Source organism: Streptomyces sp. NPDC054841, assembly GCF_053611045.1.
In genome coordinates, this window is record NZ_JBSGZO010000166.1 from 1 (window position 1) to 16633 (window position 16633).

A 16633-nucleotide genomic window follows, 5' to 3' on the forward strand; every position below is an offset into this window, starting at 1 on the left:
CCAGCAGGGCGCCGACCGCGGCAAAGACGTCCGACTCGGGGCCGGTACGGGCCGCCAGCGCGGCCCGGCCGAGGCGCTCGACGGAGCGCTGTGGGTTCCGGGAGCCGAGGGCCGCCCACAGGAAGCGGGCCGTCTGCCCAAGAGTGACTGCGATGTCTATCGCGTCGGCTCCGCTGAGCTGGCGCTCGTAGAGTTCGGCCGCGCTGATGCCCGAGGCGAGCCGGGAGCCCAGGACGGCGCCCGCGGAGGTGCCGATGACGACGTCGGCACGCGCCACGTCGATCCCCGCCTCGCAGAGCCCGGCGAGCGCGCCGGCCGCCCAGGCACCACCGACCGCCCCGCCACCGCCCAGCACCAGTGCCGTGTCCGCCATCGTCCACCCCCTCACTTAAATGGGGACCACTCCCCACTTGAGGGACCGACGATAGCATCGGTACCGGGGAGTGATCCCCAGTACTGTCGAGGGGTGAAGTCATGACGGTCGGCGCACAAGGGCCGGATCCGGTACGGCGGCGCGATGCGCGGCGCAACCGTGAGCTGCTGGTGGAGGCGGCCCGCGAGGTGTTCGCCGAGCAGGGGCTGGACGCGCCACTCGACGTGATCGCCCGCCGGGCGGGCGTGGGAAACGCCACCCTGTACCGCCATTTCCCCAGCCGCGCCGCGCTCGTCGACGAGGTCTTCCGGGATGCCCTGGCGGAGACCATGGCCGCCGGGGAGCGGGCCCGGACCGCTGAGGACGGCTGGTCAGGACTGCTGGCCTACGTCGAAACGGTCTTCGCGGGCCTGGCCGCCGACCGCGGTACGAACGACTTGATGACCACACACCTGGACAGCGTCGACTCACTGGACGCCGTCCACGCCCACAACCGCGAGACCGTGGATCTGCTTCTGCGCCGCGGCCGCGAACAGGGCACCATTCGCGACGATCTCAGCACCGAGGATCTCCTCTTCGCGCTGGCGGCGCTCGGCCGGGCCGTCCCGGCCCTCACCGCCACGAGCCCGGACGCCTGGCGCCGCCCTCTCGCCCTGCTCCTCGACGGCCTGCGCGCCTCCCCCGCCGCCGGCCGCCTGCCCGAGCCCCCGCTCACCTCGGCCCAACTCGGCCAGGTCCTGGGACACTTGGGCCCGCACCGAGACTGACCGGAACGCCCAAGTGGCCTGCCTGGGAAGCGATGCTCACGATCGCGTCTGCCTGGCGGGACTTGGCCGACATGCCTGAGGATGCGCGGCACATGGCTCCGGACACTGCATCAGGTCGGCCTTGAGCGTGCTCCGTCAGGGTGGCGTCAGGGTGGCGAACCAGAAGACCCGCTCACATCCGTGATGCTCATGGCCGAAGCCGTCGGACTCAGACGAGAGCGTCGAGCAACTCACGCTCGCGCTGGGCGCTGAGGCCGGCTCGCCTGGACCGGTCCAGACCCTGCTCGCGTTCCCAGAGCAGCGTGTCGGCCAGCAGTTCCGTCCGGGGCCGATGACGGAGCGCCGCGACGCGCGCCGCAGACCCGTTCCGGGCCGACCAGCCTTTCCAGTCCGGATCGACCAGCCACATCGGCAGCGACTGGGTGCCCATGTACTCGGCCACGCCGTTCGCGAGCAGCCATGCCGAGTCGGCGGTGACCACCGGCCCGGTGTGCCCGCCGATGGCGCGGCACAGCCCGATCCACTCTCCGAACGGAACGACCGGACCGACGGCGTCGTATGTGCCGGTGCTGCCCGTCTCCGCGGTGTCGAGCAGCCAGGCGGTGAGGTCCCGCACGTCGACTGCCTGTGTCGGCATGGCCGGTGCGTCCGGAACCAGCATCGGCCCTTGCGGATCGCGTGCGGCACGGGCCACCCAGTAGCCGGAGCGCCCGCTGTGATCACCAGGGCCGCCGATGAGACCAGCGCGTGCGATGAGGAGGCGGTCGCCCACGACGGCCGTCGACGCCTGCTCGCAGGCGACCTTCGCCTCGCCGTACAACGCGCGGTCGACCTCGCTTCGGTCGGTCGGAGCATGGAGGGCCGCGAACTCGTCCGCGTCCGGCGTCGCATGGGAGGTGTAGGCGCTGATGGAGGAGACATAGGTCCAGTGCCTGGCCCTGCCGCCCAGTGTGCCGAGCGCCTCACGAACGAAACCTGGCTGCCATGACACCTCGACGACCGCATCCCATTCGCGGTCGAGCAGTGGTTCGTACGCCGAAGGATCGCGCCGGTCGGCGGCCACCAGCCTCGCTCCGTACGCGGCTTCTCCGCTTTCGCCACGCGCGAGGCACGTCACCCGATGGCCGCGCTCAACAGCCTGCCGCGACAGCTCCCGGCCCACCCATGCTGTTCCACCCAGAACCAAGATCTCCATCCGGACACCCAAGCACCGCGAACACCGAGCGTCGAGGCGGGTTCACTGACAGCGGACCCGAGTCGTGGCGTCCTCCTGGGCGTGAATGCCCGGGATCTGTGATGGCGGTGGCAGCAGCCACGATCGTTTGATTGCCCGTTCCACGATCTGGTGCTTCCTGTACCACTCTTGGCCTGCTCAGCGACCACTCTTGGCCTGCTCAGCGGTCAGGACGAGGGCGGGTCGGGGCGGTCACCGATCGGCGTACAGCGCCTCCAGTTCCCCCGAGAGCGCGGCGCGTACGTGGCGGGTGACCTCGTCGACCAGCACTTCGGGTTCGTCATTGAGCAGCGCCGCCATCGTCTTCTCGGCCACGTCGGCCGCGAGGATCTTCGGGGAGTCGATGCCCGCCGCCAAGTCGGTGTCGACATAGCCGGCATGCACGCCGACCACCAGCGTGCCCTGCTCCCGCAGCGCCAGCCGGAAGGCGTTCGTCAGCGACCACTGAGCGGACTTGGAGGCCGCGTAGCTCGGAAGCCGCCTGTTGGCCACCCACGACGCGACGGACAGCATGCTGACCAGCGCTCCCCCGCCATTGGCAGCCAATACGGGCGCGAACGCACGCGAGACAGCCCAGGTGCCGAAGTAGTTGACCTCCATCTCGCGCCTGGCACCGTCGAACGACCCCTCGAGGAGGGACGGGCCACCGGCGACCCCGGCGTTGTTGATGACGATGCTGACATCGCCGGCGGCACGTGCGGTTGCGGCGACCTGCTCCTCGTCGGTGACGTCCAGTCGCAGCGGAACGAGCCCGGGGTCCCGGACGCTCTCCGGCTTCCGGACACCGGCGTAAACCTTGGCGGCGCCGTGAGCGAGCAGTGCCTGGGCGAAGGCCAGCCCGATGCCGCGGTTGGCTCCCGTGACAAGGGCCACCGAACCCTTGATGTCCATGATCACCCCTCCCTGCGAGCGGTGTGGGGGACTCCTTTCTTCTGACGCTAAGCCCCGGACAGCGACTGATCCACCCGTCACCCGACTGCACCTGAGCCGATGCCGCTTCGCGCACTCGATGCCTGAGCCGGGCGTGCCGGACATGCTTGTGGCCTGCGAGAACGTGCAGAAGGGGGCGACATCCCCCGTGAGGGGGCAGGCCGGCGCCCAGGCCCCGGACCGTGTCCTACGTGGTGACGCAGAAATCCGGGACGGCCGTGCCGGGTGCTCGTTCCCCGGCTCAGCCTGTGCGTTTCTCAGGATGGGGAGCCGGAACCACGGCTTGTGAACAGGGCCGCGAGAGAGACGCCCGCCCCGGGCCGTGGCTCGGGGCGGGCGGCGCGCCTGTCTGCGGAGACGTGGCGTTCGTATCAGCCGGCGCTGGGGCTGTCGCTCGGTGCCGGCGCGGGCGGGCTTTCCGGCCGGTCCGCTGCCGGAGCCGGTTCCGCTGCCGGAGAGGGGGTGGTCTTCTCCGGGGTGCAGGTGACCTTGTCGCGGGGCGTGTAGTGGGTCTGGAAGTTCTCCCGCTTGACTTCCCGGCCGTCCTGGACGAAGACGCGGTCCACGGCGACGTCGAAGCCTTCGAGCGGGGTCTGGACCTCGCACGTGGGGCCGCTGCCGGTGCGTGTGCCCGGCGGTGTGATGTGGGTGCGCGGTCCCTGGGTCGCGCGTATCTCGTCGTACTTCTTGGTGCCGAGGAAGGTGATGGTCACCGAGGTGTCGGTGGATTCGGCCTGGATGTAGAGGGCGTGGTCCAGGTCGTTGGTGAAGCGCAGGTCGAGGGTGCCCCACGCGACGGTGGCCTCGCGGCCTTCCGGATAGCGTTCGATGTAGAAGGAGTGGGCGCCGTACTCGAGGGGTTTGACACCCGCGAAGAACATGGCGTTGAACATGGTGGTGGCGACGGCGGACACGCCGCCGCCGGGAGACTTCTCGTACTGACCGTTGTTGATCATGATGCCGTCGACGAAGCCGTTCTCCTTCGTACGCTCGCCGACGGTCTTGTTGAAGCTCCATTCCTGACCGGGCAGGACGACGGAGCCGTTGATGAGTTCCACGGCGCGGGCGATGTTGGTGATGCGGTAAGGAGCGGCCGGGAAGTTCACGGTGAAGGAGGAGACCTTCTCCTTGATGCCGAGTTCCTGCGCCGTGGCGCTCGTGAACTTCGGCTGGAGGGCAGGGGCGGCGATCTCGCCGGTCCGGGCCGCGCCGGTGCGGGTCAGCAGGGGCAGGACGGCCTCGCCGAGTGCGGTGTCGGTGACCTTCCGCCCCACGCGGGCCTCCTTCGCGACCACCACGCGGTCGTTGCCGTCGAGGCGGAGCGCGGCGTCCGAGGGGCCCTGGGCGGCTTCCTGCAGCGGCCGGGCCACAGCGGGGTCGGCGAGCAGGCCCTTGGAGTCCAGGGCCGGTACGAGGCGGCTCCGACTGTCGGGCTTCATCGCCAGATGCTTGCCGAGCGTGGCAGGGCCGATGGATATGCGCTCGCCGGCGAGGGTGAGGGTGAGCGGGCCGGAGAGTGCGGGCCGGGCGAACTGATTCATGGCCCGCTCCGTCTCCTGCGGACCGATCCGCGGCTTCGTCTGCTTCACCGGCATCACGACAGGGCCGGGGCCGCGGCCGGCATCGGTCGTGCGGAGGTAGGCGTCGCGGAGGGTGTGAAGAGCCTGGTCGGTGATCAGGGAGATACCGGTGACCGGAGCGATGGCCCTGGCCCGGCCGCCCTCGAACGAGATCGCCCCGTCGCCGGCCGGCCGCTCGGTGGCCGCGGCCATGCGCTCGACCGCGGCCCGGCTCTTGCGCTCGTCCACGCGTATCACCGGCTCGACGTCCCGACCGCCGGAGTCTACGAGCCTGCCGGCCACGGTGAGGGGGTCGGAGCCTGCGCGAGCGGCGCGGTCGGCGGTCGCGGCGGTGTCCAGGGACAGTCCGAGCGCGGCGGGATCGGCCTTCTCGATGCGGTCACCGATCTTCATCGCAACCTGCGCCGCGAAGGCCGGCGCGAGTTTCTCGTCCAGGACCCGCTGGGCCTCCGCTCGGCTCATGCGGCCGATGTCGACCCCTCGCACCTGAGTGCCCTCGGGGATGTCGCTGGTCGCCAGCCCTGCGGTGTAGATGCCGCCCAGGGCCAGCAGGACTACGCCTCCTGCGGCGGGCAGAGCGTTCCCTGTGGCAGGCAGAGCAATCCGCCAGGTGCCCGTTGTGCGCGGTGCGCGTCCCATGTATCTCCCTGTAGCGCCGGCCGGCCGGAAAGGCGCTTGGGAACGCCAGAACAGCCCGATGTACGTGGATTTGCCCAAAACGATCCGGCAAAACAGGCAAAAAGAGATCAAAATGTGATTGGTTTCACGAGGGCGGAATCCCCCGGATGCCCGGATTCCCTGGAGCCTCTGGGGTGCCTGGAACCCTTGGGGCGCTTGGGTTGAGGGGTCGGGGCGCACGCGGTGTACGGGAAGTGGCGGGCGTACGGGGGTAGCGGGCGTACGGGGGTTCGCGCCGCTCCGCCGGACACCCGAGCGTCGGCTGGAGCGCGGGCCTTCAAGGCCGGCAAGCTCAGCAAGATCGTCGCGGAAACCCGGCAGCACGAGGGCTTCCACTTCGACCCTGTCCCAGGTGGCATCCGTCACGGGCCTCCCGGCCTGCGCCGGAAGGCCTGCGCCGGAAGGCCCGTGGCGGAAGGTTGTCACGTGCCCCTGAGAGCGGGTTCGAGGTCGGGCTTGCCCGCCGGCGGCTGGGGGGCGTCGTGATGCCTGAACAGTTTGCCGGGCCACCACATCCAGCGGCCCACGTCCAGGGTCAGCGCGGTGACCAGCACCGAGCGGACGATCATGGTGTCCAGCAGCACGCCGAACGCAACCGCGAACCCGAGCTCGGCCGCGAACACCAGCGGCAGCGAGGCCATCGCCGCGAAGGTGCCGGCCAGCACCAGACCCGCTGAGGTGATCACACCTCCGGTGGCGGACAGACCCATCAGCGCGCCGCGCCGGGTGCCGTGCAGCAATGTCACTTCGCGTACCCGGATGACCAGGAAGATGTTGTAGTCGATGCCCAGGGCGACCAGGAACACGAACGTCAGGAGCGGGAAGGAGGCTTCCGCCCCGGCGAGGTGGAACACGTGGTTGAACATCAGACTGCTCACGCCGAGGGCCGCTCCGAACGACAGCACCACCGTCGCCATGAGCAGCAGTGGTGCGACGATCGCCCGCAGCAGCAGAGTGAGGATGAGGAACACCACGATCAGCACGATGGGGATGATCACCTTGGAGTCGCGGGCGGCCGCTTCCTGCGTGTCGAGAACGATCGCCGTGTTGCCGCCGACCTGGGCATCCGCACCCTCGATCGTGTGGACCGCGGTTCGGGCCCGCTCCACGGTCCGCATGGCGGCCGTGCTGCTGGGGTCGTCCTTGAGCTCCCCGAGCACGATGGCCTCACCGTTCTTGACCACCGGCGGCGAGACGGCGGCGACGCCCGGCACGCCGGACAGCGCGGTCTTCACCTGCTCCGCCGAGGCGGCCTTGGCCACGACGTAGACGGGGTCGCCCGACCCGGCCGGGAAGTGCCTGGACTGGATCTCCTCGCCGACCGCCATCTGCGGCTTGTTGGTGAACTGGTCCTTGTTGGCAAGCCCGTCGGCCTTGAGCCCGAACACCCCGAGCGCCATGACGCCGAGGACGAACGCGGTGCCGGTCCACACGATCCGCGGCCGACCGGAGACGGCGGTGCCGACCCGGGTCCAGATGCCCTCCTTGGTCGCTGTGCCCGATCCGTACGACGGCTTCACCGGCCAGAAGATCCAACGGCCGCAGATGACCAGCAGAGCCGGCATCAGGGTGACCATGGCGAGCAGCCCGACGAGTATGCCGACGGCACAGGCCGGCCCGAGCCCCTGGGTGGAGTTGAGGGTGGCCAGCATCAGCAGCATCAGGCTGACCGCGACGGTCGCGGCGCTGGCGATGATGGCGGGACCGGAGCGGTGCAGGGCCTCCACCATCGCCTCGTGCCGGTCCTCGTGCCGCTGCAACTCCTCGCGGTACCGCGAGGTGAGCAGGAGAGCGTAGTCGGTGGCGGCGCCGAACACCAGCACGGTCAGGATGAAGCTGGTCTGCTTGTTGACGGTGAGTCCGGCGTTCTTCGCCAGCAGGTAGATCACCGCTTCCGACGCGACCAGGGCGCCGCCCGCGGTCACCAGGGGCAGCAGCGGCAGCAAAGGGCTGCGGTAGGTGAGCAGCAGGATGACGACCACCACCACTGCGGTGATCGTCGTCAGGCTCCCTCCCCCGCTGAATGCCTTGATCGAGTCGGATGCGTAACCGGCCGGTCCGGTGACGTGGAATCCGAGACCGTCCGCGTTCTTCTCGCCGACCTCGGTCATGTCGTCGACGACCTTGCCGATGCCTTCCCAGCCCGTCTTGTCCTTGCGCACGTGGACCACGGTCTGGATGGCCTTGCCGTCCTGGGCCTTCAACGGGCCCTGCGGCTGCCCCACGACGTTCTTGACGCCCTTGAAGGCTTCGACGTCGACTCGGGCCTTGGCCATGTCGGCGGGCGTGATGCCCCCGGGCCGGTCGTAGACCACGATCGCCGGCAGGGTGTCGGCAGGCTGGAACTTCTCGGCTCGCTCGACGACCTTGGTCGACTCCGCGTTGCCTGGCAGCCAGGCCGAATTGTCGTTCTCCTCGACGTCGCCGAGCTTGCCGGCCAGCATGAGGGCTGGGATCAGCAGGGCGATCCAGAGGGCGAGGATGACCCATTTCGCCACCCTGCCACTGGGCAATGACGCCAATTTACGCACCACGTGGATTCCTCAGTGTTCAGTCGACGTGAGAGAGCTTGTCGGGATTGGCGACGGCGTAGATCCCGCACACCTGGTTGCCGTCCGGGGTGAGGTCGAGGACGAGGACGGCGTAGGGGGTGTCGCCGGCGAACAGCAGCGCTGACGGGTCGCCGTTGACGCTGCGGTAGGCGATGTGGAGGCCCTTGCCGGAGTGGGGGGTGACAGCGGCGAGCAGGCGGGCGACCTTGTCCCGGCCTTGGAGCGGCCGCAGGCCCCCCGCTGCCTTCCCTCCGCCGTCACCCCACAGGGTCACGTCCGGCGCCAACAGCTGCAGGAGGGCGTCCAGGTCACCGCCGAGCGCGGCGGCCAGGAACCGTTCGGTCACCTGCTGCCGGACGTGCGGCTCGGGCTCGTAGCGGGGGCGTCGGGCGTGGACGTGCTCGCGGGCGCGATGGGCGAGCTGGCGAATCGCCGCGGGACTGCGGCCGAGGATTCCTGCGATCTCGGTGTGGGCGTAGCCGAACACCTCGTGCAGGACGAACACCCCGCGTTCCAGCGGAGTGAGGGTTTCCAGGACCACGAGCAGCGCCATCGACACCGACTCGGTGCGCACTGCCGCATCGGCGGCATCGTCGGGGACGTGGGCGTCGTTGAGGGGGCTGACGAGCGGTTCGGGCAGCCATGGCCCGATGTAGGTTTCACGGCGGCGGCTGATGGTGGCCTGCTGGGCGAGGGCCCGGTTCACCGCGATCCGCACCAGGTAGGCGCGCGGGTTGTCGATCCGCTCCGCGCTCGGTGCCTGGTTCCTGGCCGTCCACGACAGCCATGTCTCCTGCAACACGTCCTCGGTGTCGGCGACGCTGCCGAGCATGTTGTAGGCGATGGAGAACAGCAGCTCACGGTGGTCGTGGAACACCTGTGTCGCGGTGTTCGCCACCAGATCCGATGTTGCCTCCCGCGGGCTGCCTTCGGATGGGGCTGCCTGCGAGTCTGGCGGAGGGTGGTACATTGTAGGGCCTCCCGTCGCGGATGCATTCCGGACTGAGAGCAATCCAGGCTCCCGGAATGTGACATCCACCCCCCGGAATGTGATCCACATCTCACCAATGACCCTGCGCCGCCCGGCCGGACGCGGTGAGGTCAGCACCCCGGGACCGGCGTCGTGGCGAACCCGCAACCTCCGACGAGCGACAGCCGCCACCGGTGTCCGCATCCCGAAGAAGCCCGCCGAGGCCGCCGGAGCGCTGAACTCCACAGTCTGCGCGGCCAGTTGAATGAGCTGATATGAGAGCGGGCCCAGCTCCAAGGCCGTGTCGACGCGGCGGCCACCGTCATCGCCGCACTGCACCACGACAACGCGGCCCTATGCAAAGAACTCGCCGGACGCGGCCGAGCTGGTCGCGGCACGGCGCCATCGTCGCCCTCGACGGATGACGCGCCGCCCGCACCAAAACCATTGGTCCTTGCCGAAGGTCTTCAGTGCTGCGGATAGCCGATCTCTGCGATGTCCTCCGCAAGACCGGCGAGGGTGACCTCAGGGTTCAACGCAGCGACCACTGCGTCGGTCAACGGACGCGAGGCAAAGACGTGGCGGACAGCCTCCACGTCGACCGGGACCTCGTAATAGTCCTCGGCCCACTCCTGAAATGCCTCCGCAGAGCGATCCGCCAGCAGCTGGAACAGGTGCCGTGCGCCGTCCGGGTCTCCCGTCGCGCCCTCGGGGAAGTCGATCGTCCCTGTCTTCCAGACATCATCTCCCGTCTCCCGCCACATGCATGCGGTGATGACAGGCATCCCCTCCTCGTCCGAGAATGCGGGTTCTTCAACACACGACCGGAAGACTTCGGGAACCTCGTCGAGCACGCCGGGCCATGGTCCGTCCTCTGCATAGGGGCTCATGGGTGATTCATGAGCGAACCCACGAACGTACGCACCGGCGGCCGAGAAGACGATCGAGTACTCGTCGCCCGACCCGTTGCGCATCGAGGCCATCGCCTCCGTCTCGGACCAGTGGGCATCGAAGGAATAGCATCGGTCGGCCCACTCGGGACTCAGCACCGCCTCCAGCATGGCCATGGAGCGGCAGTGGTCTCGGAGGACTGCTGTCCCGGGCAGCCGCCGAGCAACATCATGAACGGTCATGCGCACATCCAAGCGCACGCTTCTGACACTCCGGATTCCTGCCGGACAGCTGTCTCATGGGACATCGAAACGGCGGAGAACCGCGGGGTCGTGGAGCGGGCGGTGTCCCGGGCACAACCCGGAGCAGGAAGCGCTGATGGCCGCCTCGGTCGGGGTGACACTACTGGTGGCCCTCGCTCGAGGTGGTGCCGATCGTCAGCATCATCCAGGCCGCTGAACAGGCACAGGTACTCTCCGTAGATGCCTCTTGATCAGTACGTCTACTTCGCACTGTCCAGCGAGCGCACCACCGCACAGGAGATGACGGCCTTACTGCGCATCGAACCTGATGAGACGACAGTGCGCGCAAGCCGCTGTGCCGAGCCGGTGCGACCCGTCCTCCATCGCTGGAAAGTCGTGTGCCGAGAGCCGGGCCGGCGGGTCGATGAACAGGTCACCCACGTCCTGGACCGGCTCCGTCCCCACACGGATCGCATCGCTGAGCTCGCGCGGTACCTGGACCGAGAAGAAGGACCGGACCCCTCGGCGGTACTGCAGATCGTGCGCCGCTTCAACGATGTCGAGGGCGCGGACGCGACGGACCCGTCAGGCGCCCCAGGGGGCCCCAACCTCTTCGGCTGGCACTTGGACCGCGAGGTGCTGGACTTCCTCGCCGCCACCGGTGCGGTCCTGGATGTCGACGAGTACGACATGACCCCGGACGTCTCCTGAGGCTGTCTCCCGTACGAGGGGCATGGTGGCGACGGTGCCGGCTGAGCATGTTCACACAGCTCTGAACCGCTCGCGCACGGCCGGCGAACGTGCCCGGGGTCGGCGCCGCAAGTCGCGGGTGTCGCTCAGATCTCGACGGCGGTGTAGGACTCGGTGTAGTGATCGCCGTCGGCCCCGTAGTAGGTGCAGGTGCGTGCGCTCAGGTCGACGTCGTACCAGAGCACCCCGGCCTTCCAGCAGCCGTGGACGAACTCGGGGAAGGTGGACTCACCGGCCTGGTCGGTGCGCAGGGCCGTGATCAGGGCGTCGCGGTCGAACGGCGCGATGTCGACCATGCCGCTGCAGAGCGGCTCGCCCTGGACGGCGACGGGACCGGCGTCGGTGAGGTAGACGAAGGCGTTCGAGGGCACTGCCATGCGGCAGCGGCTGACGCCTGCCTGGCGGAGGGATTCGGCGAGGTAGGGAAAGCCGCCGACTTTCGGCCGGACGGTGGCCGCCCGCTCCAGGGCGGCCTGCAAGGTGGTGATCGCGCTGCTCATCGTTTTCTCCGGACGCAGTGGGGGCTTGCCCGTGCGGGAGTGCGCCACGGTAAGATGACAATAGATTTCCAAACTGTCATCATGTTGTCAATGCGTGGGGAGTGTGGCATGGCCGACGAGATGGCCCTGCTGGTCGCTGACGTGTTCGAAGCGGCGGGTCTGCTCCGCAAGACGGGCGAGGCCATCGCTGCAACCGAGGGGCAGACGCAGGCGCGCTGGCAGCTGCTGAGCGTGGCCGGCGAGAAGGGGCTCACCGTCGCGCAGGCCGCCCGTCGCCTCGGGATCGCCCGCCAGGGAGTCCAGCGCGTCGCCAACGACCTCGTACGGGAGGAGCTGGCCGTCTTCCGGCCCAACCCGGACCATCGCGCATCACCGCTGCTGACCCTCACCCCCGCCGGACAACAGACGCTGGAAAGGATCACCGCCCGCGCGACCCAGGTTCACCGGACACTGACCGCGGAACTCCCCCTCACCGAGATCGCTGCCGCCCGAAGCCTGCTGCACCGCCTGATCGACCAGGTGCACCGCTACGAACAACGCGATGAGACAAGCCGGCACCCGTAGCTCTCGGATCGGATCAGCACCCGCTGCGGTCCCGGCTCAGGGCACGCATCAGAGCACCTTCGCCGGCACTGTCGCGGATCTCGTGACATCCCCGGGCGATCGCAAGCGACAGCGGGGGGCCGCCGTACCGATTGGCTGTCCGGTTCCGGTAAGGTCGCGATCTTCGGCCGGCGCAAGCTCCGGAGTCCCTGAAGGCGAACGCCATGATGAACCTCGACCAGCCCGCCGCACGACTTCGCCTCGACGCCGCGCTCGACGGCCTGGCCGCCACCTTCGGCGGGATGACCGCCCACCCCGACGAGGACAACTGCGAGTGCCACTGGGGAAGCGCGGAAGAGCTCGCGCAGCTCAAGTCGCCGGACACGGAGCTGGACCCCGGCCTTCTGCGGCGCACCTGGCAGGCCCCCGACTGGAGCGACCACGCATCCGTGCTGCGCCGGATCCTGCCCCAATTCGCCACGGCCCTCGTCAGCGGCCGCGTCGAGAGCGTTCTCGGCGTGCAGGACGCCGGACGGTCGTTCGCTCGTGGCCGCTGGCAGCAGTGGCCCGCCGAGCAAGCCGCGGCGGTGTGGGAATTCCTCCACGCCTGGTGGGCCGACACGCTCACCGATCCCCGTCCCGTCGTACCCGCCTACAAGGTTCTCGTGCTGACCGCCGAGGCATCTGCCACGCTCAGCCCGTGGCTCACCACCTGGGAGACGCTGACCGGCGCCCCGGCCGACCAGCACCTGGCCGAGGCTGTGGAACAGTGGGAGTACGACCTGCTCGGCGACCAACTCCCGTGGCATGCCTGGGACAACCAAGAAGCGATGTGCGCCGAGCTGACAGGCTGGCTGGTCCGCCATGCCCCTGCCCGGCTCCGCGCCCACGGCGTGTCCGAGGAACTGCTGCACCGGATACGGCTGCTCGGCCTCACCGGCATCGACCGCTGGGACGACCCACAGTGGCCCGGCCACCGCTACTGATCCACATCAGGCGGTTCCGGCTCCCCGCTGACCGGTCCGCGGGACCTCGTGGGGCAACACTTCGCCGGACTCGGCGACGTTGGTCCCCGCGTGCTGCCGGCGCTCCTTGAGACCTATTCGCCGATGGCGGGGCGGAGTTGGACCAGACCTACCCAGGCGCGGTCGTCTGCCCAGGAGTGGACGGCGCGGACGGCCCAGCGGCCGGGCGGCAGCGGCACGGGGGCCTGCTCCGGCAGCCCTCCGCCGGGGAACTCGACACCCAGCTCATCACCGGCGATGACGGAGTCCATGAGCACGGCCGGGCCGTCCGTCTCCCAGATGCCGCAGTCCTGCCACTCGGTGGCGGGATCGGCGAGGACAGCCTCGGCCTCGGCGAGCAGGCCGCTCTCGGAGCCGGCAGCGAGCCACCGGAGGAAGGCCCGGTGCTCCGTGAGGTAGCAGCTGCTGGCGGGCTCGTCCCCCAGGACCAGGGCCCGCGCCCCGCGCTCCCTCACGGCGATCACGCCGGCCAGAGCGTCCACTTCGCAGGCGCGGTCGTAGTCGTCCGCGGTGTCCCCCTCCCCGAGGACCATCCCCGACTCGGTACAGCCGCCCCATGTGTCCAACGCGGAAACGGGGACGGCGATCAGCGGGCCGCCCATCGACTCCACCCAGGTGCGGGAGGGGTCGGCTGAACCGGCTGCGGTCGATGCGGAGGCGCTCATAGGTACCAGTGTGTCTTCGAGTACTGACAACGCTCCCCGGGACCCCTGGAACTGGCTCCTTCCCGCATCGGGCCGGCCGGGTGCGTGTCGGCGGTCTTCCCCAGCTTCCGGCCGCCGGAACCACGACTCGTGAGTGAGCCAGTCCCGCACCGCCTGCCCCGTGCCAGCTGCCACGGTGGCCAGGGACAGATCCGGCAGGCTACCGGACGGGCAGCAGGACCAGCTCCCCACAGGCGGCACGACTGGCCGAGGCACTCCAGATCCTCGGCGCCGACGAGCCGCGGATGCTCGGCTACGCAGACGCCCGCGCACCGCGGTCGGCCCCGGGCAAGGCGCAGCTTCCGCTCGACCAGATCGGCGGCCTGGTCTGCCCGGCCCGCCCGGTAAAAACCGCATCGCTCGCCGACGTGGGCGTCATCCTGGCAACCACCGTGGACCGGGCCCGGTTTCCGGCAGGCTTACGCGCGGGGATCGGCGCCGCCGAAAGCCCCGACCGGTCCTGGCGGGAGGCCCGCACCGCCCTCCGCTTCACCACCCCACGCCGGCCGGTCGTCCACTACGAAGGCCTGGGGTCGTTGGCGCTGCTCGCAGAGGTACCCCAGGACACCGCGCGAGACAACGCCGATGTGGCCGCGACGCCCGAATCGCCGGCACCCCGGAAGATCTGGAGACTCTGGAGGCCTACTGCGCCACCGGCTCCCTCCGTCGGGCCGCCGACCTCCTCCACCTGCACCACAGCAGTGTCGCCCGCCGGCTCGAACAGATCGCGAAGACCCTGGGCATCGAACTCACCGAACCCACCGGACTGATGCGGGCCGGGCTCGCCCTCACCGCATGGCGGCTGCTCAACGACTGAGGGAGATCCGTCCCCGTCCAGTGCGGACGACGTCGAGCGCCACCCGTGCCCGCGGTGTGCGGCCGAACCGACCTCGCCTCGCGGACGATCGCGACCGACCGCTTCGCTCAACTCCTGAGGCGGTGAACGCTCAAGAGGCTGGGGCCCCCGGCGGCACACTCAGCGGCACAGCCGCGCCACGAGGTCCAGCTCGTCCGCCCACAGCGCCGGGTTGCGCGGACCGATGTGCGGCGCGGCCAGCGACCGTACGCGGAAGAGATTGTGCGGCGTCACCTCGTCCGCCTCGCGGATCATCAGGTCCTGCAACGCCGGCGGGATCGAGCGGTCCTCGGTGAACCGCAGATACGTACGCGGCACCCGGCCCCACTTTTCCGGCAGTCCCCGGGCGTCGCTGAGCCCGATGGCCGCCGACTCGTCGGGCTCCAGAATGTTGAGGAGCGCCCGCACCTCGGCGTCCGGCCAGTCGGCGGCGACCGCTTCCTTCGCCGCTGCGAAGAGCGCGGGGTCGCCCGAGCGCCAGTTGACCCGGTTGACACCGAGCTCCGGGAGTGTCTGGACGACGGGTATCCGGAGGATCGCGCTGGAGGACGCCTCCGGAGTCGCCATCAGCCGGCTGACCGAGGTGTGCTTGGTCGGGCAGAACGCCGAGGCATACACCAAGTGGGAGATCAGCTCGGGTACTTGGTTGGCAACCTCGTTCACCGTCACCCCGCCCAGGCTCTGGCCGACCAGGATCACCGGACCGTTGCGGTGGGCTCGCCGCACGACACCCACGACATGCGCTGCGAAGTCGGCCAGCGTCACCTTGGATATCGGGGACGGCTCGGTACGCAGCCGCTCCAGGTCCTGCGGGGTCTGGTAGGAGACGGGGAAGTACGCGCCGAGGCCGTGTCCGGGCAGATCGACCGCGATCGCGCGGTACCCGCGCAGTCCCAGCTCGCTCAACACAGCCGACCAGCCGAAGGAGTTGCTCCCGGCGCCGTGGACGAGGACGAACGTAGGCTCACCGCGCCGCCGCCCGTCCGCGTGCGTGACGGAGGCTCCCGCCCCCACCGCTGCGGCGGCCCCAGCCCCGGCCACGGCCGCCCTCAGAACACCGCGACGCGACTGCCCGCCGGCGCCGACGATTTCACTCATGCCGCTCATGTCACTCATACGCCCGACTCTAGGAGTAGGCGCACACATGATCGTCCTGTTTCGGCCAGCCTGCCCGGCAGGGCCTTACCCAGGCCCGACGCTCCACCTGAACTGCCTGAAAATCTACCAGCCCGACGCCTTCCTGGGGACCGCGAAAACAGGTCGAGCCGCTGCACTCCGATGACCGATCATGCGTTCATGCCACTGATGGAAACCCTTGCCCGAGTCGAGGCAGACCTGGCCGCCGGCCGGGTTCCCGTCGCGCGCCAGCGCCTGCGCGGACTGGTTTCGTCCTTCCCGCACGACCTGGTGCTCCGCCGCCGCTTGGCCGAGGTGTACCGGATGTACGGCGATCCCGCGGAAGCGGGCCGCTGGATGTACCTCGAAAGCGACCGTGCCGCAGACGAAACCACCGCCTTCGAGGCGAGGTACCGCACCCCTCCTCAGCGCATGCGGGCACTTGCGTGGCGGGGCCCTGAGTCGCTTGCCCGCTCCGCCTTCGCCATGGAGCAACTGACGGCAGTGCGAGCGGCCTGCTCCGACGCCATGGGACACCCCGTGGACTGGGACACGGTCCCTCCTGCGCGGAACGACGAGATGGGCGGCGGGGAAAGTTCGTTCACCGGCTTCCTGGCAGGGGCGGGATGCCTGGTGGTGGTCCTCGCATTTTTCGCGGTCTGGGTGAACGGATTGATCGCCCTCTTCGACTGACAGAGCTCAAAACGGAAGAAGTCTGCTCGCGGCCCCGTCATGGGATGGGGGCTTGGCGGAGCCGAACCGAAGACCGGCAACCGGAACACAGTGGATGGCGTGCGTACTGATCGCCGCCGGCTGGATGCTCACCACGGCCGTCGTCGCCGGCGTGACCCGACCACTGAAAAGGAACCAGGGCCTGTCGTTTGGATCCCCCCGGATCTATCCTAACGACAGGCCCTGGCTC

Annotated in this window: 16 protein-coding genes; 6 read left to right on the plus strand and 10 right to left on the minus strand. The window is 69.4% G+C overall.

Features of this window, described 5'->3' with window-relative positions:
• Positions 1-373: patatin-like phospholipase family protein (locus ACWGI8_RS22105; protein WP_453663235.1), on the minus strand; the 373-nt coding region annotated here is incomplete at its 3' end.
• A gap of 101 nt (positions 374-474) precedes the next feature.
• Here ACWGI8_RS22105 and ACWGI8_RS22110 point away from each other — a divergent pair.
• Positions 475-1140, plus strand: coding sequence for a TetR/AcrR family transcriptional regulator (locus tag ACWGI8_RS22110; RefSeq protein WP_453663237.1), 666 nt, complete (start codon positions 475-477; stop codon positions 1138-1140).
• A 208-nt stretch (positions 1141-1348) separates the two neighbouring features.
• Here ACWGI8_RS22110 and ACWGI8_RS22115 read toward each other — a convergent pair whose 3' ends face one another.
• From ACWGI8_RS22115 to ACWGI8_RS22140, 6 genes are all read right to left on the minus strand, one after another.
• Positions 1349-2335, minus strand: coding sequence for an NAD-dependent epimerase/dehydratase family protein (locus ACWGI8_RS22115; RefSeq protein ID WP_453663238.1), 987 nt, complete (start codon positions 2333-2335; stop codon positions 1349-1351).
• Positions 2336-2566: 231 nt separating this feature from the next.
• A complete protein-coding gene (locus tag ACWGI8_RS22120; RefSeq protein ID WP_453663239.1) occupies positions 2567-3265 on the minus strand; it encodes an SDR family oxidoreductase in 699 nt (232 codons plus the stop codon).
• Positions 3266-3675: 410 nt separating this feature from the next.
• A complete protein-coding gene (locus ACWGI8_RS22125; RefSeq protein ID WP_453663240.1) occupies positions 3676-5523 on the minus strand; it encodes a VanW family protein in 1848 nt (615 codons plus the stop codon).
• 461 nt (positions 5524-5984) lie between these two features.
• Positions 5985-8096: an MMPL family transporter gene (locus ACWGI8_RS22130; RefSeq protein WP_453663242.1), complete on the minus strand. Its 2112-nt coding sequence runs from the start codon at positions 8094-8096 to the stop codon at positions 5985-5987.
• Between the two features lie 16 nt (positions 8097-8112).
• Positions 8113-9012: an RNA polymerase sigma factor SigJ gene (gene sigJ, locus ACWGI8_RS22135; protein WP_453663243.1), complete on the minus strand. Its 900-nt coding sequence runs from the start codon at positions 9010-9012 to the stop codon at positions 8113-8115.
• Between the two features lie 539 nt (positions 9013-9551).
• The gene (locus ACWGI8_RS22140; RefSeq protein ID WP_453663244.1) at positions 9552-10217 is read right to left on the minus strand and encodes a hypothetical protein; all 666 of its coding nucleotides are present in this window, start codon (positions 10215-10217) and stop codon (positions 9552-9554) included.
• Positions 10218-10457: 240 nt separating this feature from the next.
• Between ACWGI8_RS22140 and ACWGI8_RS22145 the strand changes: the two genes are divergently transcribed.
• Entirely contained in the window at positions 10458-10928 is a 471-nt protein-coding gene (locus tag ACWGI8_RS22145; protein ID WP_453663246.1) for a DUF4279 domain-containing protein, read from the plus strand.
• A 125-nt stretch (positions 10929-11053) separates the two neighbouring features.
• Here ACWGI8_RS22145 and ACWGI8_RS22150 read toward each other — a convergent pair whose 3' ends face one another.
• Positions 11054-11467 (minus strand): DUF1398 family protein, encoded by a 414-nt coding sequence (locus tag ACWGI8_RS22150; protein ID WP_453663247.1) that lies wholly within the window; start codon positions 11465-11467, stop codon positions 11054-11056.
• A 108-nt stretch (positions 11468-11575) separates the two neighbouring features.
• Between ACWGI8_RS22150 and ACWGI8_RS22155 the strand changes: the two genes are divergently transcribed.
• Together ACWGI8_RS22155 and ACWGI8_RS22160 are read left to right on the plus strand one after the other, a co-directional pair.
• The gene (locus tag ACWGI8_RS22155) at positions 11576-12031 is read left to right on the plus strand and encodes a MarR family winged helix-turn-helix transcriptional regulator (RefSeq protein WP_453663248.1); all 456 of its coding nucleotides are present in this window, start codon (positions 11576-11578) and stop codon (positions 12029-12031) included.
• Positions 12032-12237: 206 nt separating this feature from the next.
• Positions 12238-12996, plus strand: coding sequence for a hypothetical protein (locus tag ACWGI8_RS22160; protein WP_453663254.1), 759 nt, complete (start codon positions 12238-12240; stop codon positions 12994-12996).
• 113 nt (positions 12997-13109) lie between these two features.
• Here the strand turns inward: ACWGI8_RS22160 and ACWGI8_RS22165 are convergent, their stop codons facing one another.
• The gene (locus ACWGI8_RS22165; protein ID WP_453663250.1) at positions 13110-13700 is read right to left on the minus strand and encodes an Imm21 family immunity protein; all 591 of its coding nucleotides are present in this window, start codon (positions 13698-13700) and stop codon (positions 13110-13112) included.
• 175 nt (positions 13701-13875) lie between these two features.
• Between ACWGI8_RS22165 and ACWGI8_RS22170 the strand changes: the two genes are divergently transcribed.
• Complete coding sequence (locus ACWGI8_RS22170; RefSeq protein ID WP_453663255.1) at positions 13876-14556, plus strand: helix-turn-helix domain-containing protein; 681 nt, start codon at positions 13876-13878, stop codon at positions 14554-14556.
• A gap of 159 nt (positions 14557-14715) precedes the next feature.
• Here the strand turns inward: ACWGI8_RS22170 and ACWGI8_RS22175 are convergent, their stop codons facing one another.
• Complete coding sequence (locus tag ACWGI8_RS22175) at positions 14716-15711, minus strand: alpha/beta fold hydrolase (protein WP_453663252.1); 996 nt, start codon at positions 15709-15711, stop codon at positions 14716-14718.
• A 180-nt stretch (positions 15712-15891) separates the two neighbouring features.
• Between ACWGI8_RS22175 and ACWGI8_RS22180 the strand changes: the two genes are divergently transcribed.
• Complete coding sequence (locus ACWGI8_RS22180; protein WP_453663253.1) at positions 15892-16404, plus strand: DUF6584 family protein; 513 nt, start codon at positions 15892-15894, stop codon at positions 16402-16404.
• Positions 16405-16633 lie beyond the last annotated feature (229 nt).